This is a genomic window from Pseudomonas sp. SH10-3B (genome assembly GCF_019891415.1).
In the GTDB taxonomy this organism is placed as follows: domain Bacteria; phylum Pseudomonadota; class Gammaproteobacteria; order Pseudomonadales; family Pseudomonadaceae; genus Aquipseudomonas.
On the sequence record NZ_JAFLXD010000062.1, the window covers coordinates 1 to 26,018 of the forward strand.

The following is a 26,018-nucleotide window of genomic DNA, read 5'->3' on the forward strand; positions in this document are numbered from 1 at the left end:
TGCTCAATCGCCCCGAGCTGGGCGGGTTGTGGGCGATGATCGAACGCAAGTTGCCGGGCCCTGAAGCCCGGCACTGCGGGGTTATCGCTTGGGCAGGTCGAAGTGGGTCCAGGGCACAGTCGGCAGGTAGTGTTGCGCAGCGACGATCAGCACCACCATCACCACCAGGAACACCGCTTGCAGGGGGCTCCAGAAGGCCCAGTGCAAACCGTTCAGCCACGGGTAGCCTTCGATGAGTTTCTGGCTCATCTGACCGATACGCTTCTTGTGCAACAGGTTGATCAGGATCATACCCGCGTAGGTGAACATGCCCAGCACGCCAAGCATCAAGCCGCAGGCCACCAGCATGATCGCCTGCGGTACGCCGTGGCGAATGACCAGCCAGTAGTCATTGGGGTTGATTCGTTTGGGGATCAGGTACTGGCTCAGCCACACATCCAGAACCCGATAGGTTGAACTCATCCCGGCCCACATTTGGGTGACGCGAAAGGCAACGGCCGCCGGCACGAACGCCATCAGCATGAAAATGACCAGCGACATTCCGTCCATTCTGTCTGGCTTAGAGTGGGCGATGCTCAGGCCAAGCCCCAGGGCGAAGACGGCCCATAGTCGAATAAATACCTGGGTGTAGATCGGCCGAGGCACGAATTTGCGCCAAAAGAACAGGTCTGTTTGAGGCAGGCGCTCGACCAGTTGCGGATAGCGCCAGGTCAGTGTTTGCGCCAGGTGCTGGCAGGCGTTCCACTCGTTTTCGCCAAACCCATCGATCATGCGTTTGTGTTGCCTGGCGGACATCGGCGTCAGCAGCAGACGCGCGGCCAGGGCATCGGCTGATGTGCGCCGCTTGTCCTGCGCCTTGTCTTGCAGGTTGGCGTAGAAGCTTTCCTGCTCGCAACGCGACACCAGTTCGCGCCACATCCACACCGGTTCCGGGTACACGCCTTTCTGGTCGTCCCAGCCGAATGCCTGGCACACGCGCTCGAACAGCGGCACGCTCCATTGAGTGTCATGCAGCATGTGCAGGACGATGCGCTGCCACTGCTGTTGCAGGTCAAACACCCGCAGCCAGGGCTGGTTGTTGTATTGAGTAAGCTGGGTGATGAACTCGCGCTCGGCCTTTTGCTCCAGCAGTTCCTGCAGGGTGCGGCGGTAGTCTTGCAGCAGCTCGCCGGTCAGTGCTTCGTATTGCCAGGACGTCATCGCCACCTGCTGCCAGGGGGTCAGCCATTCCAGGTGTTGCGCGGCCCAACCGGCGATGGCGCTGCGTTCGCCCGGTGCTTCGAAACAATGGCGCAACAGGCCGGCCTGGAACGCATCGGTGCAGCCCTGTTGTCGAGCCTGGGCCCAGCGTTCATCGAGGTTACGCGCGTTAAGGCCGTCGAGCAGTGCCTGGGCCGGGTCGGGTGTGTGGGCTTCGAAGGGTGCAGGGCTGACGGGGCTGATGTCCATCAGTTCGGCCAGGTCATTCAGGTTGGCGTAGGCCGCTTCGGCCACGGGCGCCTGGACGCGTTCTTCCTCTTCGTTATCTGCCCGCCAGCGTGCTTCACTCAGCGCGTGTTCATAGGCCTCGCGCAGGCGCTGAAAGCCTTGGGCGTCGTCGTCCGGGCGGCAGCTTTTCAGCAGCCGTGCATAGCTGCGCTTGATGCTGCGCTCGTCGGCGTCATCCGGCAGTTGCAGTACGGTCCAGCAATCCATGTCGTGTTCCCTCAGCGCCAGAACCCGTTGTCGAGTTGCTCAAGTTGACGGCTCAGTTCGCTGCGGGCTTCGCGGATGCGGCGTTCGTCCTGGGTGTCGAGTACCTGCTGGAACTGCGCCGCCCAATGCCCGAGCTGTTCGCGCAGCTCGCCGAGGTTTTCCTGGTAGAGCCGTTCGAGGCGGGCAACGAGCACGGTGTTGACCTGCTGGTCGCGTGGGTGGACCTTCAACAGCGCCAGGGCTTGCAGGCGTTGCTGGATCTCCTGCGGGTTGAGCACGCCGGGGTTGTTCTCGATTACCAGCGAATGCTGCTCGCCGGTCAGCGGGATATTCACCTGGGCTTCCAGCAGGCCGTTGTTGTCGTAGGTGAAACGCACATCCAGCGAGACTTCACCGGCCTTGCGCTTGGGCACGGGAATATCCAGTTGGCCCAGCTCGATGTTGTCTTTGACCAGGCGGCTTTCGCCCTGGTAGATCTTCAGCAGTACGTGGCTCTGGTCATCGTGCAGGGTGACCACGCTCTTGACCCGGCTCACCGGCACGCTGCTGTTGCGCTCGATCAGCGGCAGGTAGTGGCCGCTTTCGATATGGCCGCCGTACTGGTTGGAGGTTTCGATGCCCAGGGTGTAGGGGCAGACGTCGGTCAGCACCACTTCTTCGAGGGCCGCTGAGCGCGCCTTGAGGGCGGCCTGGATCGCCGCACCGTGGGCGACCACCTGGTCGGGGTCGAGGCTGATGGAGGGGAAGCGCCCGAACAGGCCGGCGGCGAGTTTACGTACCAGCGGCATGCGCGTGGTGCCGCCCACCAGCAGGATTTCATCGAGGTCGCCGACCCGAATCCGCGCATCGCGCAGGGCGCGTTCGATCGGCGCGCGCAGGCGCTCCAGCAGCGGCGTGTAGAGCTTGGCCAGTTCCTGTTGGGTGATGGTTTTTGTCCATTGCTGGCCGTCGACGCGCAGGGCGAATTCGGCGCTGTCGTCCTGGCCCAGGGCTTTGCGCACGCGCTCGGCTTCGCGGCGCAGGGCTTGCAGCACCGTGCGGGTAGGCGGGAAACCCTCGGCGTTGCGCTGGCTGTCGACAAAGTGTTCAAGCAACAGGGTGTCGAAGTCTTCGCCACCGAGGAAGTTGTCGCCGGCGCTGGCGCGGACCTCCATCACGCCGTCGAACAGCTCGATGATCGACACGTCAAAAGTGCCGCCGCCGAGGTCGAAGACCAGGAACGAGGTTTCTTTATCACGCTGGTGCAGCCCGTAGGCCAAGGCCGCGGCGGTCGGTTCATTGATCAGTTTCTCAACGGTGAGCCCCGCCAGTTCACCGGCGATGCGCGTGGCCTTGCGTTGGCCGTCGCTGAAATAGGCGGGCACGCTGATCACTGCGTCGGTGACGGTTTGGCCGTAGGTACGCTCGATGTCCTCCTTGAGGCTTTTGAGCACCAGCGCCGAGAGTTCCTCGGGGCGGAACGAGCGGTCGCCCAGACGCACTTCGGTGGCGCTGCCCATGTAGCGCTTGAACAGCGAAGTGGTCAGGTGCGGGTGGGTGTGCAGGCGCTCTTTGGCGGCCTGGCCTACCAGCACACGGCCTTGGTCATCCAGCCCGACCACGCTGGGGGTCAGCAACTGGCCCAGGGCATTGGGCACCATTTCGGCGGCATCACCGCGCCAGACGGCTGCGAGACTGTTAGTGGTCCCCAGGTCGATTCCTACGATCATTACGACAAGCTCCCTCTGTGGTCTGTAAGAATCTGTGACAGATTTTACCCTGAAAGGTTGAGCGCAAAGCAAGGCGGGAGAGTTTTGTGGCGAGCGGGCTTGCCACAGCGAGCTTGGTCAACCTGTCAGCCTTATGCTTAACCGCTTCTGCGTCTACTGTCAGGGTTGACAGTAGATGACCCGTTTTTGAAAGCCTATGTTCAAGGTGGTGGCAGTATTTTTGATGGTGCTCAAGGGAGAAGTGCTCATGAGCTTTGGAACAGAAATGGGTGGGCTTTTAACGTCGTCGGACGAGTTCAAGGCTGACCTTATCACGACGGTTTCGATTAACTTCGACGCTTTTGAATTGATCTACATCAAGGACTTTCAGTTATTCATTCGGCTAGGGCTTAAGGATAACCCCGGCTCGAATAACGAGATGATCATTGAGGCCGGCGAGCTCGAGTTGGCCTCAGGTATGACGTATCCGATCGGTCCAAAACCCCTGTCCATACAGGCGAGTTTCGGGCTGGCGGGCTATCTTGAGTACCTTCCGCAAACTTATTGGGGCCATCTGAATATCAAGAGCCTCGTTACCGATGACGCAGGCAAAACAATGATCAATGCCAGCGTCTTGATCGGTTGGGAGTCCGATGACGGCAACGAGATGGAAGTCAGGTGCTCGACCCTGAAAATCAGTACATGAAATTGTTCCCACAAAGTGGGGACGATCACTCATAAATTGTTAGTTTGAGGAGAAGGTTATGAATTCCGAATGCCCAGTCTCAATATGGAATGGTGATAGGTTTTTGGCGGATCGAGGCTATATATTTGATGCGGGTTTGTATGTGGATGATGTAGATAAGGGGGGGATAGAATTTGAGCTTCTCGATCTTATTTATTTGGATAACTATTATTTTATCCGTCTCGGAATTGCGGGTCATCCGGATGCGAAAAATGAGCTGACGCTGAAAGGCGAACATTTGCGGGTTGGAGAGAAGTACAAGCTTGTTGATGCATCGGAAAATGAGCTGGAAGTGGATACTTCTTTTGCATTGGAGCCTGATGTTTCTCTGAGTCAACGGGAGCACTCAGGTACGTTGACCGTTGCTTACAATGAAAAGCTTGAGGATGGCTCAAATTTGATAGGTATGTATTTTTCATACTTTTTTAAAGAGACAGGTTCGGGAGTGGTAAAAGACGTTAACGTTAGGTGCTGGACACTTCAGTTGTTGACGCAGCCTCCGGTAGTGACGAGCTGATGTTATGCGCCTATATAAAAAGCCCATATCCTAGAATGGCAAAATTCCGTGATATGGGCTTTTTTCTATTGAATCAGAATAACTTGAGTTTCGGTGCTTCTTCTTTCAACGGTTCGTTCTTCGCGGTCTGTTCGTTCCAGCCACCGCCGAGGGCCTTGTACAGGTTGACCTCGCTGGTCAGCTGCGCCAGGCGGTCGGTGATCAGCGATTGCTGGGCACTGAACAGTTGGCGCTGGGCGTCGAGGAAGGTCAGGTTGCTGTCGACCCCGATACGGTAGCGACGCTCGGCCAGGCGGTAGTAATCCTGGTTGGCCGCGACGAAGCCACGCTGGGCTTCCAACTGCTGCTTGTAGGTCTCACGCGCGGCGAGGCCGTCGGAGACTTCCTGGAAGCCGGTCTGGATCGCCTTCTCGTAGTTCGCCACGTTGATCTCTTTCTGGATCTTCGAGTAGTCCAGGCTGGCGCGCAGGCTGCCGGCGTTGAAGATCGGGATGTTGATCTGCGGGGCGAACGACCAGGTGCCCGAACCGCCTTTGAACAGGCCGCCCAGGGTAGGGCTGGCGGTACCGGCGCTGGCGGTCAGGCTGATGCTCGGGAAGAACGCTGCACGCGCCGCACCGATGTTGGCGTTGGCGGCCTTGAGGTTGTACTCGGCCTGCATGATGTCGGGACGCCGTTGCAGCAGGTCGGAGGGCAAGCCGGCCGGTACGTCGCTGAGCAGGTCATCGGACAGCGGCTTGCTGGCGATATTCGCCGGCAGGCCGGTGCCCAGCAGCAGGGTCAGGCTGTTTTCGTCCTGGGCCACCTGGCGGGTGTAGCGTGCCAGTGCCACGCGGGCATTTTCCACCGAGGTGCGTGCCTGGCTGAGGTCGAGGGCCGAGGCCACGCCGACTTCGTTGCTGCGCGAGGTCAGCTTGTAGCTTTGCTCGAACGCGCCGAGGGTGTCCTGGGTCAGCTTGAGCAGTTCCTTGTCGGCCTGCCAGGTCAGGTAGGCATTCGCCACACTGGCCACCAGGCTGATCTGGGTACTGCGCCGCGCTTCTTCAGTGGCGAAGTACTTTTGCAGCGCTTCTTCACTCAGGCTGCGCACGCGGCCAAACAGGTCCAGCTCATAGGAGCTGATCCCGAGGCCGACGGAGTATTGGCTGGAGATGGTCGATTCGCCGGTCTGCGACAACTTGGCCGGGGTGCGCGAACGGCTGCCACTGCCCGTGGCCGACACGGCCGGGAACAGGTCGGCACGCTGGATCCGGTATTGCGCCGCGTACGCATCGATGTTCAGGGCCGCGACACGCAGGTCACGGTTGTTCACCAGCGCGGTCTGGATCAGCTGTTGCAGGGCAGGGTCATGGAAAAACTGCTTCCAGCCTTGCTCGGCGGCAGCCTGCCCCGGCGCCTGGGCCGACGAATACGCCGGCCCCTGTGGGAACTGAGCTGCCACCGGCGCTTCAGGGCGCTGGTAGTCAGGAATCAGCGAGCAGCCACTGAGCACGAATGCGGTGACGGCTAAGGAAAGTAGCGACTTGCTCATTGGCCAGCCTCTTTAGGAGTGTGCTTAGGTTCAGTCTTTTTACGTTCGCCCATGGCGGACACGGTTGCGAAGAACAGTGGCACCCAGAAGATCGCCAATACCGTGGCCGTGATCATACCGCCAATTACACCGGTACCGATCGCGTGCTGGCTGCCTGATCCGGCGCCCGAGGAGATCGCCAGCGGCAATACGCCGAGGACGAACGCCATGGAGGTCATGATGATCGGCCGCAGACGCATCCGGGAGGCCTCGATCGCGGCTTCTACGATGCCTTTGCCTTGCTCGTGCAGCTCCTTGGCGAACTCGACGATCAGAATGGCGTTCTTCGCCGCCAGGCCCACCGTCACCAACAAGCCCACCTGGAAGAACACGTCGTTGGACAAGCCGCGCATGCTGGTGGCGATCAACGCCCCCACCACGCCCAGCGGAACCACCAGGATCACCGCGATTGGAATCGACCAGCTTTCGTACAGTGCCGCGAGGCACAGGAACACCACCAGCAGCGACAGCGCGTACAGCGCCGGCGCCTGGGAGCCGGACAGGCGTTCTTCATACGACAGGCCCGTCCAGGCGTAGCCCACGCCAGCCGGCAGTTGCTTGGCGAGGCGTTCGACTTCGGCCATGGCGTCACCGGTACTGTAGCCCGGTGCCGGGGTACCGAGGATTTCCATCGCCGCTACACCGTTATAACGCGAGAGCTTCGGCGAGCCGTAGATCCACTTGCCCGAGGCAATGGCCGACAACGGCACCATCTTCCCGGAGTCGCTGCGCACGTACCATTTGTTCAGGTCTTCCGGGGACATCCGGCTGGCGGCTTCACCCTGTACGTAGACCTTCTTCACCCGACCACGGTCGATGAAGTCGTTGACGTAGCTGCCACCCAAGGCAATCGCCAAGGTCTGGTTGATGTTGGACAGCGTGATGCCTTGGGCGCTGGCCTTCTCGTCGTCGACGGTGAGCTCGTACTGCGGCTCATCGTTCACACCGTTGGGACGCACACCGGCGAGGATCTTGCTCTGGGCAGCCATGCCCAGGAACTGGTTACGCGCAGCCATCAGCTTTTCATGGCCAACGCCGCCCTGGTCCTGCAGGAACACGTCGAAACCGGTGGCGTTACCCAGCTCCAGTACCGACGGTGGCACGATGGCAAATACCATGGCGTCCTGGAAGGTCTGCATGAAGTAGCCCTGGGCACGCTTGGCAATCTCGAATACCGAGGTGGAAGCATCACGCTCATCCCACGGCTTGAGCATCACGAAGGCCAGGCCCGAACTCTGTCCACGACCGGCGAAGTTGAAGCCGTTCACGGTAAACACCGATTTCACGCCTTTGCCTTCGCCTGGCTCGCCTTCCTTGTCATTGAGCAGATAGGCGCGCATGTCGTCGATGACTTTTTGCGTGCGTTCAGCCGAAGAACCTACCGGGGTCTGCACCTGGGCAAAGATCACGCCCTGGTCTTCATCGGGCAGGAACGCGGCCGGGATGCGCATGAACAGCCAGACCATGCCGGCGATGATCAGCGCGTACACGAGGAACGCCGGGATCTTGTGCTTGATCATGTTGCCCACGCCGCGCTCGTAGCTCAGTACGCCACGGTCGAAGGTGCGGTTGAACCAGCCGAAGAAACCACGCTTGGGTTGGCCGTGCTTCTCGGGGTCGATCGGCTTGAGCATGGTGGCGCACAGGGCCGGGGTGAAGATCAGGGCAACCAGTACCGACAACGCCATGGCCGAAACGATGGTGATGGAGAACTGTTTGTAGATCACACCGGTGGAGCCGCCGAAGAATGCCATTGGCAACAGTACCGCCGACAGTACCAGGGCAATACCCACGAGGGCGCCCTGGATCTGGCCCATGGACTTGACCGTCGCTTCTTTCGGCGACAGGTGTTCCTCGGCCATTACCCGCTCGACGTTTTCCACCACGACGATGGCGTCGTCCACCAGCAAGCCGATGGCCAGGATCATGCCGAACATGGTCAGGGTGTTGATGGTGAAACCGAATGCCGCGAGGATCCCGAAGGTACCCAGCAATACCACCGGTACGGTCATGGTGGTGATGATGGTGGCGCGGAAGTTCTGCAGGAACAGGAACATCACCAGGAACACCAGCACGATCGCTTCGACCAGGGTGTCAACTACACCGGAGATCGATTCGGTCACGACTGGGGTGGTGTCATACGGCACCACCGCCTTCATGCCAGGCGGGAAGAACGGTTCCAGGGACGCCACAGTGGCACGGATGGCCTTGGCGGTGTCCAGGGCGTTGGCGCCCGACGCGAGCTTGATCGCCATACCGGAAGCCGGGTTGCCGTTGAACTGTGCGCTGATGCTGTAGTTCTGGCCGCCGAGTTCGATACGCGCTACGTCATGCAGGCGAACCTGGGAGCCGTCGGCATTGACCTTCATCAGGATATTGCCGAACTGCTCCGCCGTTTGCAGGCGGGTCTTGCCGATGATGGTGGCGTTCAACTGGTTGCCGGGCAGGGCAGGCAGGCCGCCCAATTGACCGGTCGCCACCTGCACGTTCTGCGCGGCGATGGCGCTGCTGACATCGACCGGTGTGAGCTGGAAGTTGTTCAGCTTGGCCGGGTCCAGCCAGATACGCATGGCGTACTGCGAACCGAATACCTGGAAGTCACCGACACCGGCGGTCCGGGAAATCGGGTCCTGGATGTTGGAAACGATGTAGTTGGACAGGTCATCCTTGGTCATGCTGCCGTCTTCCGACACCAGACCGATCACCATCAGGAAGTTCTTCACCGACTTGGTCACGCGGATACCCTGCTGCTGCACTTCTTGCGGCAGCAGTGGGGTTGCCAGGTTCAGCTTGTTCTGCACCTGAACCTGGGCGATGTCCGGGTTGGTACCCTGGTTGAACGTCGCGGTGATGGTCATGCTGCCGTCGGAGTTACTGTCCGAGGCCACATAACGCAGGTTGTCGATACCGTTGAGCTGTTGCTCGATGACCTGCACCACGGTGTCCTGCACGGTTTGTGCGGACGCGCCTGGGTAGGTCACCTGGATGTCGATGGCGGTTGGCGCGATGGCCGGGTATTGGTTGATGGGCAACTTCAGGATCGACAGTGCCCCGACCAGCATGATCACCAGGGCAATTACCCAGGCGAAAATGGGACGGTCGATAAAAAATTTCGACATGGATTACTCCCCTTGGCCAGGCGCGGCAGCAGGAGCAGCGGCGGAACCGGCAGGCTTGGCGTTGTCAGCGTCCTTGACCTTGACCTCCACGCCCGGCTTGACGTATTGCAGGCCTTCGGTGATCACGCGGTCACCGGCGTTCAGGCCTTTTTCCACCAGCCAATAGGCGCCGGCTGTGCGGTTGGCTACCAGTACACGCTGCTCGACCTTGTTGTCGGCGTTCACCACCAGCGCGGTCGGGATGCCCTTGAGGTCGCGGGTCACGCCTTGCTGTGGTGCGAGGATGGCCTTGCTGTTCACGCCCGCTTGCAGTTGGGCGTGTACGAACATGCCCGGCAGCAGGGTGTGGTCAGGGTTGGGAAACACGGCGCGCAGGGTCACGGAACCGGTGGTCTGGTCGACCGATACTTCGGAGAATTCCAGCTTGCCGTCCTGGCCGTAGTCGCTGCCGTCTTCCAGGGTCAGCTTGACCTTGGCGGCATTGGCGCCGGCTTTTTCCAGCTGGCCGCTTTCCAGGTCGCGGCGCAGTTTCAGCATTTCAGCCGAAGACTGCGTGACGTCGACGTAGATCGGGTCCAGTTGCTGGATCACGGCCATGGCATCGGCCTGGCCATTGCTGACCAGCGCGCCTTCGGTCACCGCAGAACGGCCAATACGCCCGGAGATCGGCGCGAACACTTTGGTGTAGCGCACGTTGATCTGGGCGGTTTGAACGTTTGCTTCCGCAGTCATGCGGTTGGCGACGGCAGTGTCGTATTCCTGACGGCTGACGGCTTGCTCATCGACCAACTGCTTGTAGCGGTCGGAGATGGACTTGGTCTGGGTCAGGCTGGCTTGTGCGCTTTTGAGGGTGGCCTCGTAGACCGACGGATCGATCTGATAAAGCTGCTGGCCTTCTTTCACGTCCGCGCCTTCCTTGAACAGGCGCTTGAGGATGATGCCGTTGACCTGTGGGCGAACTTCCGCAATGCGGTAGGCGGTGGTGCGGCCTGGCAGCTCGGACGTCAGGGTAAAGGCTTGCGGTTGAATGGTGACCACGCCGACCTGAGGGGCTTGAGCGGGCGGAGCCGCTTCTTCCTTTTTACATCCGCTGAGCAGCGATGCCAGGGCGACGGCAGTGACCAGAGCGGTAACAGCTGGCTTAAGTTGCATGAAGATCCTCGGGTCAGGCGCGCAGGGTGCGCACAAGAAGGGTGGAAGGGTGAAAAACAAGCCGTGAGTGGATAAGTAGCTTGCTACGCAATATACTTACGTTCATGGTTGTTTGTAAACTCTTGACAGGTTTTGCGGAATGTTGACAAAGCACCGCCCAAAGCCTCGATTTTAGTACGTTCGGCTCCCATGACGGTGTCGTCCCACAATTATTCAGATGATCGTTAGCGCTTGTTAGCGCCGCGTTAACGTCAGTCCCAAGTGTCCTGATTGAGGTTTTACTGCCATGGTTCGTCGCACCAAAGAGGAAGCTCAGGAAACGCGCAGCCAGATTCTCGATGCCGCCGAGCAAGCCTTCTATGAACGCGGCGTTGCGCGGACGACGTTGGCGGATATCGCCGCGTTGGCCGGCGTGACGCGGGGCGCCATCTATTGGCATTTCAGTAACAAATCCGATCTGTTGCAGGCCCTGCTCGACACCTTGCATGAGCCTTTGGATGAATTGGCAAGGGCCAGTGAAAGCGAGTCCGAACTCGACCCGCTGGGGTGCATGCGCAAGTTGCTGATTCATTTGTTTCATCAAGTGGCCCTGGACCCGAAAACCCGGCGCATCAATGAGATCCTGTTCCATAAGTGCGAATTCACCGATGAAATGTGCGACATGCGCCGTCAGCGCCAGACCCACAGCCTCGAATGCAACCTGCGCATCGGCCTGACACTGCGTAACGCGGTCCATCGCGGGCAACTTCCGGAAAATCTCGACACCACGCGTGGCGCGGTGTGCATGCATGCCTACATCAACGGGCTGATTGGCCAGTGGCTGTTGGTACCCGACAGCTTCCAGTTGCATCAGGACGCCGAGCGCTGGGTGGATGCAGGGCTGGACATGCTGCGCTGGAGCCCCAGCCTGCGCAATTAAGACAAAATGCGTAATTGCATCAGGGTGTGTCAACAGTAAAGCCCAAGGACGGTCAATCGTCCTTCTGCCTGATCGGTGGGGTGACTTTATATACGGGCTGGCGGGCGGTTGATAGGTAGCCGCCTAAGTATTTTGTAGGGATTTTGTTGCAAGGCTGTTAAGGAATGTTTCCCAGGGCAACATAGTGTCAAAAAAAGATGTGGGAGGGGGCTTGCTCCCGATGGCGGTGCGTCAGTCACTCTATGTGTTGACTGAACCACTGCCATCGGGAGCAAGCCCCCTCCCACATTTGGTTTCGCGTGTCGGGTGATTACAGTGGCAGCGTCGGGTAGTCGATGTAACCCACCGGGCCCTTGCCGTAGAAGGTTTCCGGGTGTGCTTCGTTCAGCGGCGCATCGGTCTTCAGGCGCACCGGCAGGTCCGGGTTGGCAATGAACGGTACGCCGAAGGCCACCGCATCCGCCTTGCCAGCCGCCAGCCATGCATTGGCACTGTCCTTGGTGAAGCGTTCGTTGGCGATATACGTGCCGCCGAAGGCTTTTTTCAAGCGTGGGCCCAGGCTGTCAGCACCTTCTTTTTCACGGGAGCAGATGAAAGCGATGCCACGCTTGCCCAGTTCGCTGGCGACGTAGGTGAAGGTTTCGGCCAGGTTGTCGTCACCCATGTCGTGAGCGTCTGCACGGGGGGCCAAATGCACACCCACACGGCCGGCGCCCCAGACTTCGATGACGGCATCGGTCACTTCCAGCAGCAGGCGCGCACGGTTTTCCAGGGACCCGCCGTACTGGTCGGTACGCTGGTTGGTGCTGCTCTGCAGGAACTGGTCGAGCAGGTAGCCGTTGGCGCCGTGGACTTCCACGCCGTCAAAGCCTGCAGCCTTGGCGTTTTCGGCCCCGGTGCGGTAGGCGTCGACGATGTCGGCGATTTCAGCGGTTTCCAGGGCGCGTGGGGTCGGGTAGTCGGCAAGTGGGCGCACCAGGCTGACGTGGCCTTTAGCCTGGATCGCGCTCGGTGCCACCGGGGTTTCGCCGTTCAGGTAGGACGCGTGGGAGATGCGGCCGACGTGCCACAGTTGCAGGAAAATCTTGCCACCTGCGCCATGCACGGCTTTGGTGACATTCGCCCAGCCACGCACCTGGTCGTTGGACCAGATGCCTGGAGTGTCCGGGTAGCCCACGCCCAGCGGCGTCACCGAGGTGGCTTCGCTGAGGATCAGCCCGGCAGACGCGCGCTGCACGTAGTACTCGGCCATCAGCGCGTTGGGTACCCGGCCGGCGTCGGCACGGCAGCGGGTCAGCGGCGCCATGATGATGCGGTTCGACAGTTCCAGGTCGCCCAGTTTGATCGGATCGAAAATAGTCGTCATGGGAAAACACCTTGCTCGTTGAAGTTGATCAGTGGGTCGCAGGGGCCAGGTCGGCATCGCCGCCCTGACGGAAAGTAATCAGGGTCACCAGCAGTGCCAGGATCGCCAGGGCCGCTGCCGCCAACGGCACGCTGCTCAGGCCAAAGCCGTGGGCAATCACGCTGCCGCCCACCCAGGCACCGAGGGCGTTGCCGATGTTGAACGCGCCGATGTTCAGGGTGGACACCAGGTTCGGTGCGGCCTTGCCGAAGGTCACCACGTTGATCTGCAGCGCCGGGACGGCGGCAAACGAGGCGGTGGCCCACAGGAACAGGGTGATCTCGGTCGGGATCACGGCGACGCTGGTCCAGGTCAGTGCGGTGGACACCACCGCCATGCTGATAAACACGCCGATCAGGGTGGCTGCCAGGCGTTTGTCCGCCAGCTTGCCGCCGATGATGTTGCCCACGGTCAGGCCCAGTCCGATCAGCAGCAGCGTCCAGGTCACGCCTTTGGGCGAGACGCCGGTGACATCGCCGAGCAGCGGTGCAACATAGGTGAAGAGGGTGAACATGGACGCGGCGAACAGCGCGGTCATGCTCAGCGACAACCAGATGCCGGCACCCTTGAGGGCGGACAGCTCGGCGCGCATGTCGAGTTTTTCTTCGTCACGCTTGGCCGGCAGGAAGCGGATCAGGCCGATCAGCGCCACTACGCCAATCACTGTCACCGCCCAGAAGGTCGAACGCCAGCCGGCTTCCTGGCCCAGCGCGGTACCCAGTGGCACACCGAGCACGTTGGCCAGGGTCAGGCCGGTAAACATCAGGGCCACCGCCGAAGCACGCTTGTTGGCCGGCACCAGGTTGGCAGCGACCACCGAACCGATCCCGAAAAACGCGCCATGGCACAGCGCGGTGACCACACGGGCAAACATCAGCACGTTGTAGTCACTGGCCAGGGCGCAGAGCAGGTTGCCGATAATAAAGATGCCCATCAACGCTACCAACGCCGCCTTGCGTGGCAGCTTGGCGGTAGCCAGTGCCATGAACGGCGCGCCGATGGCCACGCCCAGAGCGTAGCCGGTGACCAGCCAGCCGGCGCCGGGAATCGAGACGCCGAGGTCCGCCGCCACATCGGGCAACAGGCCCATGATCACGAACTCGGTGGTGCCGATGGCGAAGGCGCTGAGGGCCAGTATGAGTAGCGAGAGGGGCATTATCGTTTCCTTGTTACAACGTCGCGCTGATTTCAGCGCTGAGTTCAGTGGTAAGCGCTGCGAGGAAGGCTTGGATCACTTCCTCGTTGCGCTTGAAAAAGTGCCACTGCCCGGCCTTCTGGCTGCTGATCAATCCCGCCCGTTGCAAGGTGGCCAGGTGGGCCGACACGGTCGACTGGGACAAGCCGCAGCGCTGGTCGATCTGCCCGGCGCAAATGCCGTATTCGTGGTTGTGCACTTGCTCGGGGAACTGCACTTTCGGGTCTTTCAGCCAGGTGAGGATGTCTCGTCGTACTGGGTGCGCCAGGGCTTTTATTATTTCGTCGAGGTCGATGGACATGGCAGGTGCTCGGTGTCGTAAAGCGTTATATCGCGATGAGGCGAACCTTAAATCGTTATATCCCGATATACCAATATGATTTCGGTCTGAATCAAGACTAAATCGGTATATCGGGTTATAACGATACGTTGGCGGCAGTGCTAGACTGCGCGCCATGAATTATCTCGCACATCTGCACTTGGGCGGCCAACTTCCGGCACAACTGCTGGGTAGCCTGTATGGCGACTTCGTCAAAGGCCGCCTGCAGGGCCAGTTCAGCCCGCAAATCGAAGCGGCGATCCAACTGCATCGCTCCATCGACCGCTTTACCGACAGCCACCCGTTGGTGGGCGAGGCGCTGTCGCGCTTCAGCCTCACCCGACGGCGTTATGCCGGGATTGTCCTCGATGTGTTCTTCGACCATTGCCTGGCGCGGGATTGGGCACTGTATGCCGAGCAGCCGCTTGAGCATTTCACCTCGCAGGTGTATCGCGTATTGGCTGCCGAACCGCAGTTACCGGGGCGCTTGGCGCAGATTGCGCCGTATATGGCGGCGGATGATTGGCTGGGGTCGTACCGCGAGTTTGCGGTGATGGAGCAGGTGTTGCGCGGGATTTCGCGGCGGCTCACACAACCCCAGGAATTGGGGTTTGCGATGCAGGAATTGCGTGAGTTGTATGAGCCGTTGAGTGAAGACTTCCGGATCTTCTACCCCGAACTGCAAGCCTTCGCGCATAACCACCTGACAACACAAAGCTAAATGTGGGAGGGAGCAAGCCCCCTCCCACATTTGAACTGTGTTCACATCTCAGGCTGCAAAAGCCGGTCGAGCATGCACTTGTTCAGTCTCCGGCACCGGCCCAAACAACGCCTTCTGCACCGCCTGCTGCGCCTGGAACGCCAGCGCCGCACGTTCCTGCCCGGCGCAGGCAATCGGCTTGAGCATATGGATTTCCACGTCGCCCTGGTCATTGGCAAACAGGCGCATCAGGTGCGAGAGCAAATCGTCATCGCCAATAAACGGTGCCAGCGGGTCGACCTGCCCATTGCGCAGATAACGGATGGCCACCGGTTGCAGCGACACATCCGCATCGATCGCACTGGCCAGCAAGCGCCCGTGGAAGGTACGCAGGCTGCGGCCGTCGGTGGTGGTGCCTTCGGGGAACATCAGCAGCGGGTGCTGTTGTTCCAGGTGGCGAGTCATCTGCTTGCGGATCAACTGGCTGTCACCTGAACCGCGACGGATAAACAAGCTACCGGCCTTGGCCGCCAACCAGCCCGCTACCGGCCAGGTGCGCACTTCGGCCTTGGACAAAAACGACATCGGCGCCACTGCGCCCAGCAACGGAATATCGGTCCAGGACACGTGGTTGCTCACCCACAGCATTGGCTGCGTCGGCAACTCGCCGTGCACCGTCACGCGAAAGGGCAGGGCGTTGGTCAGCCGGGCCATAAAGAACCGCGACCAACGTTGGCGCCGCACCATCGAGTTGGCCACGCCCAGGCGTTCGAACAGGCCAAACACACTGGCCATGCTCAAGCCCAGCGCCACTACCACCAGTACGCGGGCAATGCGCCCGTACACGCGCAGACGGCTCATCACATGGCCGCCTTGAAGTGGCGCGCGTAACGCGGGCACAGTTCGTCGCGCTTGAGCAGGATGAATACGTCGGCCACCTGGAAATCTTCATCCCAGCACGGCTCGCCGCAGATCTTCGCCCCCAGGCGCATATAGGCCTTGAGCAGCGGTGGCATCTCGGCGATTACGTTGGTCGGCAGGTCCAGCGCCGGCAGCGGTTTTTTCGGCTCGGCGCGCAGGTGTTCGTTGCACAGGTAGCGTTCGCGCAGGCGCTGCATGATCGCGTGAGCCTGGATGCCGCCGTCGTGCATCGGGATGCTCGCGCAGCCCATCAGGTAGCTGTAGCCGCCCTGGTTGAGCACTTCGGCCAACTCGCCCCACAACACAGCGATGGTGCCGCCGTTACGGTAGGCCGGGTCGACACAGGTGCGGCCGATTTCCAGGATCGGGCCCTGCAAATGCAGCAGGCCATGCAGGCTGAATTCTTCTTCGCTGTAGAACCGGCCCAGGGTGCTGGCGGCCTGGTGGTCGAGCAAACGGGTGGTGGCGACGAGTCGACCGCTGTTCAAGTCCCGCACGCCGATGTGGCTGCAGTGAACATCATAGTCATCCATGTCCAGGCCGTGTTCCGCGCCTTTCAGCTTGGCGTTGAACTCGCCGCTGAATACGTTGAAACGCAGGGCCTGGGCTTCCTGCAAAGCCTTTGCGCCAACCAGGCGTTCGGCTTGCAGACGGCGTTCATTGCCGGTGTCGCTGATGCGGGCGATCTGAGTCATGGCGAATCTCCGAGTGCCAGCCACGTTCCGGCCGGTCGACTTTGTTGTCCAAAGTCAGGCTATGTAGCCCCGGTGTCATCTCCATGAAGTTACGGTGACGGTTGGATGACAGCCCCCTTGTCGCAAATCTGTCATCGGCCTGGGCTAGTCTCGCGGGCTTGAATGCTCCCTTGAGTTTGCGTCCATGGTCAGAGGCCTGTTGTGCGTTGCCCTGCTGTTCGTCACCGTTGTCGCCCGTGCCGAAACCTGGCCCGATAAAGACTGGGCCAAGGGCACACCGCTCTCGGGGCCTGCTGTGGATGCCCTGAACGCCTACGCTTTCCCGCCGCGAGACGACGCCACCCGTCAAGGCATTCGCACCGACGCGCTGCTGGTAATTCGCGACGGCGAGGTCATCTATGAACGCTACGCTGCGCCCACCACCGCCAGCACGCCACACTTGACCTGGTCCATCAGCAAAAGCCTGATGGCCACGGTGCTTGGCGTGGCCTACGGGGACAATCGCTTTAAGTTGACCGACCCTGCCGCGCGTTTTTACCCGCCAATGAAACAGCATCCGAGCGTGACCATGGCCGATCTGCTGCACTGGGCCTCGGGCCTCGACTGGCAGGAAGACTATGAATATGCGCCGCTGAAATCCTCGGTGGTTGCGATGCTCTACACCCGTGGTCGCGCCGATATGGCCGAGTTTGCCGCCAACACTGAATCCTTCAGTGCACCGGGCCAGGCCTTTCGTTATTCCAGCGGCGACAGCAATATCCTCTCCGCCGCGCTCAAGGGCATGCTCGGCCACAAGGCCTACATGAGTTACCCCTGGGATGGGCTGTTCAAACCCCTGGGCATTCACAACGCCACCTGGGAAACCGATGCCGACGAAACCTTTGTCGCCTCGTCCTACGCTTACCTCACCGCGCGTGACCTGGCGCGTGTCGGCCTGCTGATGGCGCGCGACGGGCGCTGGGGGGATCAACAACTGCTGCCCAAAGACTGGGTCGCTTTCAATCGCCAACCCTTCGACAAATACACCGCCGGGCAGGACGAAGCCGTCCCCGGTGGCCAGTGGTGGCTTAATCAAGGCGCCTCAAGGCCGTGGCCCGACGCACCTGCCGACACCTTCGCCGCCCTCGGTCATTGGGGCCAGGCGCTGTACGTGATGCCCGACGAACACCTGGTGATTGTGCGCTACGGCGATGATCGCGACGGCAGCTACCGCCACAACGAACTACTCAAACGCGTGCTCGCGGCGGTGCAACCATGATCCGTCGTCGGCCGTTTACCAGCCTGTTTCTGCTGCTGTTGCTCGCCCTGGTGGGCTGGGTATGGCACGAGCGCGCCAACCTGCAAGCCTTCCCCGACATCATCGCGGCGTACACAGCCAAGGAGTATTGCTCGTGCCGCTATGTGGCGAACAATCCCGCCGACTATTGCCAGGGTTATGTGAAACAGTACGTGCCCACGAGTGCGTTCAGTGATAACCCGCTGCGCAGTGAAGTCACGGCCACTGGGTTGGGACGCACGCACAGCGCGCGGTGGTTGGGGGATCGGCAGGGGTGTCGGCTGAATCCCTGACATCCCACGCCGAGTGCGTGGGAGCAAGCCACCTTCCACATTGGATTTGCGCCGTTCGTGACATTGCGCTTAAGGTTCGTGCAGGTTTTTCGCCCCACGAGTCCTTAATGTTCAACGCTTCTTTTATCAAGCCGCTGGCCTTCGCCCTGCTGGTCGCCGCCGCCGTACCCGCCCACGCCGACTGGTACCTGGACAACGAGTCCTCGCGCCTATCGTTCGTCACCACCAAAAACACCGAGATCGCTGAAGTCCATCGCTTCCTGGTGCTGCATGGCAAGGTCGACAGCAAGGGCGCGGCGCAATTGGAAGTGGAGCTGGAGTCGGTCAACAGCGGTATCCCGCTGCGTGACGAGCGCATGCGCAATCAGCTGTTCGAGATCAAGACCTTCCCCGAAGCGCTGATCAGCGCGCAGATCAACCTGCAACCGATCAATGACCTGGCGCCTGGCGCGCAATTGGAATTGCGTCTGCCAATGAGCGTCACGTTGCATGGCAAGACCCAGACCTACAGCGCCGAGTTGTTGGCCACGCGCCTGGACGACCGGCGTTTCCAGGTGGTGACCCTGGAACCGGTGGTGTTGCATGCCGAAGATTTCGACCTGGCGCCGGGGGTGGCGGCGTTGCGCAAGGCGGCGGGGCTGGCGTCGATCAGCTTGTCGGTGCCGGTGGGTGCGGTGCTGATTTTTACGGCGCGCTGACATGAGCGGCGCAGTGTTCCCGTGGCGCAGCGCCAACCGTTTCGAGTTGTTGATCGACGGCCCGCAGTTTTTTCCGCAGATGCTGGTGGGCATTGCCCGGGCCGAGCGGCAAGTGGAGTTGGAGTTGTACCTGGTGGAGGCCGGAGCCTGCGCCGAAGCTATGGTGCAGGCGCTGGTACTCGCTGCCGAGCGAGGTGTGCGGGTGCGCTGCCTGTTTGATGATTACGGCAGCCTGGCGTTTACCCTGGGGTTGCGTAAGCGCCTGACCGACGTCGGTGTGGAATTGCGTTTCTACAATCGCCTCAGCTGGCGCCGCTGGATGCGCAACCTGTATCGCGACCACCGCAAGCTGTTGCTGATCGATCAGGAAATCGCCGTGGTCGGCGGCACGGGTGTCACCGATGAATTCTGGACGCCAGGGCAAGACACCGCCGACTGGCATGAAGTGATGGTGCAGATCAGCGGCCCGCTGGTGCTGGACTGGCAGGCGCTGTTCGAGCGGCAATGGCACGCCAATGTCGCGCGCCGTGCGTGGAAGCCGGCCACCCATTTCGGTCTGCCGCGCTTGCCCAAGGTGCCGGCGACGGGACCTGGCCTGGGCCGAGTGGCCTATGCCGACGCCCGACAGCACCGCGACATCTTGCAATCGCTGATCCGCGCGCTGAACAGCAGCCAGCAACGTATCTGGTTTGCCACGCCTTACTTCCTGCCCACCTGGGGCGTGCGCCGCGCATTGCGCCGGGCTGCAGGGCGTGGGGTGGATGTACGTTTGCTGCTCACCGGCCCGCGCACCGACCATCCCTCCGTGCGCTACGCCGGGCACCGTTATTACCCTCGCTTGCTACGCGCAGGCGTGCAGATCTTTGAATACCAGCCGTGCTTTTTGCACTTGAAGATGGTGCTGGTGGACGATTGGGTGAGCATTGGCTCGTGCAATTTCGACCACTGGAATCTGCGCTTCAACCTGGAAGCCAACCTGGAAGCGTTGGACCCTGAGTTGACGTTGGCGGTGGCGGGCAGTTTCGAACGGGATTTTGCCCAGAGCCAGGCGGTGAGCCTGGAGGCGTGGAAGGCGCGGCCATTGTGGCGGCGGGTGAAGCAGCGGGTGTGGGGTTGGATTGATCGGTTGGTGGTCAATTTTCTGGATCGACGGCACTAGTACGCGCACCTTGTACGATGAGGCATCATTAATTTAAATCACACTCAACAGTTGGCTCCCGAACTCTTCAGGAGCCAGCGTTGGATGTGATTTTAGGTGGCGTCTGTCTCCATGAAGGCGCTGCCTGAGGCTGAAACTTCGATAAGCGTAGGATTGCCTCTTACTTTCTGCCCGTTAGCAAAACGTCGATCTACCTGAGCAATCGAATCTTGGGCGTCGAGCAATGCCTCGTCACCGCGGTCTGGCGAGCCAGGTGTTGGTGGGAAAGATTTATTTTCTGCTATCTCCTTAGCAACCTGATGAATACTGGGGAGATCGTTATTGTTGACGTCCAAGCCATAAAAGCGTTGCACGCGATCAAGAGGCGCCTTGTCAGTAGGGGCAATGGACAGCATTACGCCACGTCCAGAGGGGTCCATTATTGTTGAGAGTTCCTCCACCGGATCGAATGCGAGTGCATGCAAGGAGTACACGCTTGGACGCTCTCCCTGAGTGAAGGTTTTTACTTCGTTGCCTGGGGTTCTCCCAGAGAATTCACCTTTCGCAGAGTCATAGGATAATGATCGAGGATCTAGGTTGTTTTCTTCTGCCCAATTGACCAGCGCTTTGTTCATGAACGCACGGTTGGTCTGCTCCATCCACTTTCCGAACGTTGAGTCTTTGGGAATATCAACCATCGGCAGGGGCTTACTTAGGTCACTTTCGGTAAGCCCTGACATTGCCGTGGAGAGCGCCGTGGCAAGTTGGCTGTCGCCGACAGGGTTGGTTTGGGCCGCGATCCTTTTACCTATCTGGGCATGTTTCAGTGCTTTTTCCCTAGCATCAAAATCATCGTTTATCCAAGCAATCCGATTTTGCTCGTTGAGCAATGCGCCGTCACTGCGGCCTGGCGAGGCGGGCGTTTGGGGGAAAGATTCATTTTCTGAAATGTCTTCAGCGACCAGGTTAATACTGGAAAGATTGTTATTGTTGACGTTCAAACCATAAAACTGTTGCACATACGCAAGAGGCGCCTTGTCAGTAGGCGCAATGGAGAACAGCATGCCATGTCCAGAGGGATCCATTATTTTTGAGATTGCGTCCAACGGCTCGAATGCGAGTCCATGCAATGAGTCCTCTGCTGGGCGTTCTTTCCGAGTGAACGTTTTTACTTGGTTGTCTGGAGTTTTTCCATAGAGCTCCTGTTTTCCAGAGTCATAAGATAATGAGCGAGGGTCTAAATTGTTTTCTTTTGCCCAACTCGCCAGCGCTTTGTTCATGAACGCATTGTTAGTATGTTCCAGCCACTTTCCGAGTGTTGATTCTTTGGGGATATCAAGGATTGGCAGGGGGGTGCGAAGATCACCTTCTTTAAGTTTCAACATCGCAGTGGAGAGCTTTGCGGCCAACAGGCTGTCGCCGGTGGGGTTGGCTTGGGCCGCGATCCTTCTATCCATGGCATCCAGACGCTGCTGTAAAAAGTCAGCCCCGCCGGGTTCGTCAACACCACTTACGGGTATCGCGGGCGTTGGTTTTGGCTGAGGGTACAACGCATTGTAGAGCGCCCTGGCCTCATCGGCGCCTTCTTGTGGTGCTCGCTGCGCAGAGATATCAGACCTTGGTGTTGCGGATGCTTTCGGAGAATTTAAATCAGGTTGCCTGCTGTTCAGCACTGCATTTTTCAAGGTGCTCTGTGCTGCCGCGGCCTCTGAACTAACCGGCAATTTCTTTTGGGGGGATTTGTCAGGCGCACTGTCCGTAGGGATTTGGTCAGTGGAGGGGGGGGATGCCTGTGTATTCAAGGGCTGCTTGTTAGTCGGATTGGATAAATCAGCCGTGGGTTGGGGCTGGAATGAAATAGGCGGGGTAACGATTGAAATCATTGGGCTAGTTCCGTAGTTTTAGTTGCCTCTGAATACTCATTTAAGAGCGATAGTATGTGGGGAGCGGTAAGATTTAGTTCCGGCAACTGGTATTGCCGTGTGTTTCTTAGTTGCGATAGGTTTGTTCTTTGATAGTGGATTGTATGCAGGCGTGTATGAGGGGGTATTTATATAGGCCGTCGATCGAGGCGCTCATCGGTATCAGCGCGGTACCTGTACATATCCAGTGAACAGGTCCGCGCGTGGGCTCAAGTGCGTGTAATCGTTTTAGAGCAATTCAAACGTCTGCTGCTGTACGTCCTGGGAATCCAGCCCGATCTGCACATTGAACTCGCCCGGTTCCGCCGCGAACTTGAGCTGGGTGTTGTAAAACTTCAAGTCTTCTTCGGTAATGGTGAAGTGCAAGGTGCGCTCTTCGCCAGCCTTGAGCATCACCTTCTGGAAGTTCTTCAGTTCTTTGATCGGACGGATCATCGAACCCGCCACGTCCTGGATATACAACTGCACCACGGTTTCGCCATCGACCTTGCCGGTGTTTTTCAGCGTGACGCTGGCGTCGAGTTTGCCGGTCTTGTTCAGGGTGGTGGAAGACAACGCCATGTCCGACAAGCTGAACGTGGTGTAGCTCAGGCCATAGCCAAACGGGAACAGCGGCCCGGTGGTGTCATCGAAGTACTGCGAGGTGTAGTTGCCCGGCTTGCCAGGGGTGAATGGCCGGCCGATGGTCAGGTGGTTGTAGTAGGTCGGAATCTGCCCCACCGAGCGTGGGAAGGTGATCGGCAGTTTGCCCGACGGGTTGTAGTCACCGAACAGCACGTCGGCAATGGCGTTGCCGCCTTCGGTACCGGCGAACCAGGTTTCGAGGATGGCGTCGGCCTGTTGATTCTCTTCCAGGATCGACAGCGGACGGCCGTTCATCAGCACCAATACCAGCGGCTTGCCGGTGGCCTTGAGCGCCTTGATCAGGTCGCGCTGGCTTTGCGGGATGTTCAGGTCGGTGCGGCTGGAAGATTCGTGGGACATGCCACGGGACTCACCCACGGCGGCGACCACCACGTCAGCATCCTTGGCGGCCTTGACCGCTTCATCGATCAGTACCTGGGGCGGGCGGGTGTCATCTACCACTTCCGGGGCATCGAAGTTGAGGAAGTTGAGGTAGTCGACCACGGCCTTGTCGTTGGTGATGTTGGCGCCACGGGCGTAGATGATTTTGCCTTTCTCGCCGATCACCGCATTCAACCCGTCGAGCAGGGTCACCGATTGCGCAGGCTTACCGGCAGCGGCCCAGCTGCCCATCATGTCGATCGGTGCCTTGGCCAGCGGACCCACGAGCGCGATGGTCGCGGATTTTTTCAGTGGCAGGGTGTTGTTCTGGTTTTTCAGCAGTACCAGGCTGCGACGCGCTACATCACGGGCCTCGGCACGGTGCAGGCGGCTGTCGGCGTAGGTGTCGGCCGGGTCATCCTCGGCCTTGCCAATGCGCAGGTACGGGTCTTTGAACAGGCCCATGTCGTACTTGGCGCCAAGCACTTCACGCACGGCGTTGTCGATGTCGCTCTGCTCGATCTCGCCGGACTTGAGCAGCCCAGGCAATTCCTTGCCGTACAGCGAGTCGTTCATGCTCATGTCGATGCCGGCCTTGATCGCCAGCTTGGCGGCTTCACGCCCGTCCTTGGCCACACCGTGCTTGATCAGCTCGAAGATCGCACCGTGGTCGCTGACGGCCAGGCCCTTGAAGCCCCAGTCCTTGCGTAGCAGGTCGTTCATCAGCCAGGTGTTGGCGGTGGCGGGCACGCCGTTGATCGAGTTGAGCGCCACCATCACGCCGCCGGAACCGGCCTTGATCGCCGCGTGGTACGGCGGCAGGTAGTCCTGGTACATCTTGACCGGGCTCATGTCGACCACGTTGTAGTCACGCCCGCCTTCCACTGCGCCGTAGAGGGCGAAGTGCTTGACGCTGGCCATGATGCTGTCGGCATTCGCGGGGCTGGTGCCCTGGAAGGCCTTGACCATCACTTCGGCAATCCGCGAGACCAGGTACGTGTCTTCACCGAAGCCTTCGGACGTGCGGCCCCAGCGCGGGTCGCGGGAGATGTCGACCATCGGCGCAAAGGTGATGTCGAGGCTGTCGGCGGCGGCTTCCTGGGCGGCGATGCGCCCGGAGCGGCCGATGGCGTCCATGTCCCAGCTGGACGCCAGGGCCAGGCTGATCGGGAAGATCGTACGGTGGCCGTGGATCACGTCATAGGCGAAGAACATCGGGATCTTCAACCGGCTGCGCATGGCCGCGTCCTGCATCGGACGGTTTTCCGGGCGGGTGATGGAGTTGAAGGTGCCACCGATACGGCCGGCGGCGATTTCCTTGCGAATCAGCTCGCGGGGCATTTCGGGACCGATGCTGATCAGGCGCAATTGGCCGATCTTTTCATCGAGGGTCATCTGCTTGAGCAGGTCGCTGACGAAGGCGTCCTTGTCTTTGAGCGCAGCAGGCTTTGTTTCTGCCCAGACGGGGTGGGTGGCCAGCGTGGCAACAAGGCCGAGCAAACACAGCTTCTTCATGAATATCCTTTTTCGGCTCACTGCACAGCGATTAGGCTGATCGGCCAAAATGTGGGGAGCGTCTATTGTTGTTCGGGTGTTGTTCAGATAAATGCAGCACACTCTGAACTCTTTTTCGTGCTGGGCATCTTTGTAGCTGATTGGCTCGATGCATTCCAGTGGTGGCGGATTATGCCCCAAGCGTGTGGTTTATAGGGTTAGTCGTCACATTCCATCCAGTTTGGGCAGGAGAAACACCATGCAAGCAGCACACTATTCCCGCTGGGGCTTCAAGGCCGCGGTTTTGCTATTGATCAGCACGGTACTGAGCGGTTGCGGCATCAATAATATTCCGACCCTGGACGAACAGGCCAAGGCTGCCTGGGGCCAGGTGCAGAACCAGTACCAACGCCGCGCCGACCTGATCCCCAACCTGGTGGAAGTGGTCAAGGGTTACGCTGCCCATGAGCAAGACACCCTGACCGCCGTGATCGAGGCGCGGGCCAAGGCCACGTCGATCCAGGTGGATGCCAGCACCCTCGATAACCCGGAAAAACTCAAGCAGTTCCAGCAGGCCCAGGACGGTTTGAGCGGTGCCCTCAGCCGCTTGATGGTGGTGTCCGAGCGCTACCCGGACCTGAAGGCCAACCAGAACTTCCTGGCCCTGCAATCCCAGCTTGAAGGCACCGAAAACCGCATCGCCGTGGCCCGTCGCGATTTCATCCAGGCCGTGCAGGCGTACAACACCGAGATCCGCACCTTCCCTGGCCGCCTGTGGCACAGCGTGATGTACAGCGACTTGCCGATCCGCGCCACCTTTGAAGCCACCAGTGCCGATGCCGATAAAGCGCCGCAAGTGAAGTTCAAATAAGGCTGCACTGAGGTGTCGATGCGTTTATTACGGATAGGCCTGGCGCTGTGGATGCTCGCCTGTGTGGGCGTGGCCCAGGCGGCGCTGACGTTCCCGGCGTTGAGCGGACGGGTGGTGGACACTGCCCAGATGATCGACCCGGCCACGCGCGAGCACATCACCCAGCAGTTGCAGGCGCTGGAACAGACCCGTGGCGACCAGATCGTGGTGGTCACGGTGCCCGACCTGCAGGGCGTGCCCATCGAGGACTACGGTTACCAGTTGGGTCGCCAGTGGGGCATCGGCCAGAAGGGCAAGGACAACGGCGCTTTATTGATCGTCGCCCGTGATGAGCGCACGTTGCGCATCGAAGTCGGCTATGGCCTTGAAGGCGTGCTCACCGATGCGCAGGCCTGGGTGATCATCAATCAGGTGATTGCACCCAAGTTCAAGGCCGGCAATTTCAGCCAGGGCATCAGCGACGGTGTGGCGGCGATGGTGCAGGTGGTCGGCGGTGAACCGCTGGCGGTGCCGGCGCATGTGGCGGATGCCAACTTTGCCAAGGATAATCCCGGGTTTTCCATCGGCCTGTTCATCCTGCTGATCGGCGTGTTGTGGCTGTGCAATCGCATGGGCCTGCCGGTGGGGGCGATCCTGCTGGCGATCCTCAGCAGCAGTGGACGCGGCGGCGGTGGCGGGGGA

The 26,018-nt window shown here is 60.1% G+C and carries 22 protein-coding genes; 10 read left to right on the top strand and 12 right to left on the bottom strand.

The window, feature by feature from the left end; translation table 11 throughout:
* Positions 1-81: 81 nt before the first annotated feature.
* Entirely contained in the window at positions 82-1,695 is a 1,614-nt protein-coding gene (locus J1G35_RS28075; protein WP_223016607.1) for a J domain-containing protein, read from the bottom strand.
* 11 nt (positions 1,696-1,706) lie between these two features.
* Positions 1,707-3,404 carry a molecular chaperone HscC gene (locus J1G35_RS28080; protein ID WP_223016608.1) on the bottom strand — a complete coding sequence of 566 codons (1,698 nt, stop codon included), beginning with the start codon at positions 3,402-3,404 and terminating at the stop codon, positions 1,707-1,709.
* Positions 3,405-3,600: 196 nt separating this feature from the next.
* On the opposite strand from J1G35_RS28080, the gene J1G35_RS28085 reads away from it, so the two are divergent.
* Both J1G35_RS28085 and J1G35_RS28090 read left to right on the top strand, forming a co-directional pair.
* Positions 3,601-4,089, top strand: coding sequence for a hypothetical protein (locus J1G35_RS28085; protein ID WP_223016609.1), 489 nt, complete (start codon positions 3,601-3,603; stop codon positions 4,087-4,089).
* A gap of 58 nt (positions 4,090-4,147) precedes the next feature.
* Complete coding sequence (locus tag J1G35_RS28090) at positions 4,148-4,645, top strand: hypothetical protein (RefSeq protein WP_223016610.1); 498 nt, start codon at positions 4,148-4,150, stop codon at positions 4,643-4,645.
* Between the two features lie 73 nt (positions 4,646-4,718).
* Here J1G35_RS28090 and adeC read toward each other — a convergent pair whose 3' ends face one another.
* Genes adeC through J1G35_RS28105 form a run of 3 tightly spaced genes read right to left on the bottom strand, consistent with a single transcriptional unit; the run spans position 4,719 to position 10,486 of the window.
* Positions 4,719-6,176, bottom strand: a complete 1,458-nt coding sequence (adeC, locus tag J1G35_RS28095; protein WP_223016611.1) for an AdeC/AdeK/OprM family multidrug efflux complex outer membrane factor — start codon at positions 6,174-6,176, stop codon at positions 4,719-4,721.
* Positions 6,173-9,334, bottom strand: coding sequence for an efflux RND transporter permease subunit (locus J1G35_RS28100; RefSeq protein ID WP_053137007.1), 3,162 nt, complete (start codon positions 9,332-9,334; stop codon positions 6,173-6,175). Before J1G35_RS28100 ends, adeC begins: the two co-directional genes overlap by 4 nt.
* A 3-nt stretch (positions 9,335-9,337) precedes the next feature.
* Complete coding sequence (locus J1G35_RS28105) at positions 9,338-10,486, bottom strand: efflux RND transporter periplasmic adaptor subunit (RefSeq protein WP_223016612.1); 1,149 nt, start codon at positions 10,484-10,486, stop codon at positions 9,338-9,340.
* A gap of 286 nt (positions 10,487-10,772) precedes the next feature.
* On the opposite strand from J1G35_RS28105, the gene J1G35_RS28110 reads away from it, so the two are divergent.
* A complete protein-coding gene (locus J1G35_RS28110; protein WP_053136994.1) occupies positions 10,773-11,405 on the top strand; it encodes a TetR family transcriptional regulator in 633 nt (210 codons plus the stop codon).
* A gap of 310 nt (positions 11,406-11,715) precedes the next feature.
* On the opposite strand, the gene J1G35_RS28115 is transcribed toward J1G35_RS28110, so the two are convergent.
* The 3 genes from J1G35_RS28115 to J1G35_RS28125 are packed head-to-tail and all read right to left on the bottom strand — an operon-like array spanning position 11,716 to position 14,306.
* Positions 11,716-12,771 (bottom strand): alkene reductase, encoded by a 1,056-nt coding sequence (locus J1G35_RS28115; RefSeq protein WP_223016613.1) that lies wholly within the window; start codon positions 12,769-12,771, stop codon positions 11,716-11,718.
* Between the two features lie 28 nt (positions 12,772-12,799).
* Positions 12,800-13,966 carry an MFS transporter gene (locus J1G35_RS28120; RefSeq protein WP_223016614.1) on the bottom strand — a complete coding sequence of 389 codons (1,167 nt, stop codon included), beginning with the start codon at positions 13,964-13,966 and terminating at the stop codon, positions 12,800-12,802.
* Positions 13,967-13,979: 13 nt separating this feature from the next.
* On the bottom strand, positions 13,980-14,306 hold the full coding sequence (locus J1G35_RS28125; protein WP_027604388.1) for a helix-turn-helix transcriptional regulator: 327 nt from the start codon (positions 14,304-14,306) through the stop codon (positions 13,980-13,982).
* Positions 14,307-14,460: 154 nt separating this feature from the next.
* On the opposite strand from J1G35_RS28125, the gene J1G35_RS28130 reads away from it, so the two are divergent.
* Entirely contained in the window at positions 14,461-15,045 is a 585-nt protein-coding gene (locus J1G35_RS28130; RefSeq protein WP_053136986.1) for an ACP phosphodiesterase, read from the top strand.
* A 48-nt stretch (positions 15,046-15,093) separates the two neighbouring features.
* On the opposite strand, the gene J1G35_RS28135 is transcribed toward J1G35_RS28130, so the two are convergent.
* Together J1G35_RS28135 and olsB are read right to left on the bottom strand one after the other, a co-directional pair.
* Positions 15,094-15,885 (bottom strand): lysophospholipid acyltransferase family protein, encoded by a 792-nt coding sequence (locus tag J1G35_RS28135; protein WP_223016615.1) that lies wholly within the window; start codon positions 15,883-15,885, stop codon positions 15,094-15,096.
* Complete coding sequence (gene olsB, locus J1G35_RS28140; protein WP_027604385.1) at positions 15,885-16,640, bottom strand: L-ornithine N(alpha)-acyltransferase; 756 nt, start codon at positions 16,638-16,640, stop codon at positions 15,885-15,887. Before olsB ends, J1G35_RS28135 begins: the two co-directional genes overlap by 1 nt.
* Positions 16,641-16,824: 184 nt before the next feature.
* Between olsB and J1G35_RS28145 the strand changes: the two genes are divergently transcribed.
* The 4 genes from J1G35_RS28145 to J1G35_RS28160 all read left to right on the top strand — a co-directional run bounded on the left by J1G35_RS28145 (position 16,825) and on the right by J1G35_RS28160 (position 20,066).
* Entirely contained in the window at positions 16,825-17,898 is a 1,074-nt protein-coding gene (locus J1G35_RS28145) for a serine hydrolase (protein WP_223016616.1), read from the top strand.
* The gene (locus tag J1G35_RS28150) at positions 17,895-18,209 is read left to right on the top strand and encodes a hypothetical protein (protein WP_053136977.1); all 315 of its coding nucleotides are present in this window, start codon (positions 17,895-17,897) and stop codon (positions 18,207-18,209) included. Before J1G35_RS28145 ends, J1G35_RS28150 begins: the two co-directional genes overlap by 4 nt.
* 107 nt (positions 18,210-18,316) lie before the next feature.
* On the top strand, positions 18,317-18,907 hold the full coding sequence (locus tag J1G35_RS28155; RefSeq protein WP_223016617.1) for a YceI family protein: 591 nt from the start codon (positions 18,317-18,319) through the stop codon (positions 18,905-18,907).
* A gap of 1 nt (position 18,908) precedes the next feature.
* A complete protein-coding gene (locus tag J1G35_RS28160) occupies positions 18,909-20,066 on the top strand; it encodes a phosphatidylserine/phosphatidylglycerophosphate/cardiolipin synthase family protein (RefSeq protein WP_223016618.1) in 1,158 nt (385 codons plus the stop codon).
* Between the two features lie 92 nt (positions 20,067-20,158).
* Here the strand turns inward: J1G35_RS28160 and J1G35_RS28165 are convergent, their stop codons facing one another.
* On the bottom strand, positions 20,159-21,928 hold the full coding sequence (locus tag J1G35_RS28165) for a hypothetical protein (protein WP_223016619.1): 1,770 nt from the start codon (positions 21,926-21,928) through the stop codon (positions 20,159-20,161).
* A 267-nt stretch (positions 21,929-22,195) separates the two neighbouring features.
* Positions 22,196-24,487 (bottom strand): beta-glucosidase BglX, encoded by a 2,292-nt coding sequence (bglX, locus tag J1G35_RS28170; protein WP_053136964.1) that lies wholly within the window; start codon positions 24,485-24,487, stop codon positions 22,196-22,198.
* A gap of 238 nt (positions 24,488-24,725) precedes the next feature.
* Here bglX and J1G35_RS28175 point away from each other — a divergent pair, with 238 nt between their 5' ends.
* The gene (locus J1G35_RS28175) at positions 24,726-25,337 is read left to right on the top strand and encodes a LemA family protein (protein WP_053136961.1); all 612 of its coding nucleotides are present in this window, start codon (positions 24,726-24,728) and stop codon (positions 25,335-25,337) included.
* 18 nt (positions 25,338-25,355) lie between these two features.
* Positions 25,356-26,018, top strand: a 663-nt coding sequence (locus J1G35_RS28180; RefSeq protein ID WP_223016620.1) for a YgcG family protein, incomplete at its 3' end; no start/stop codon positions are given.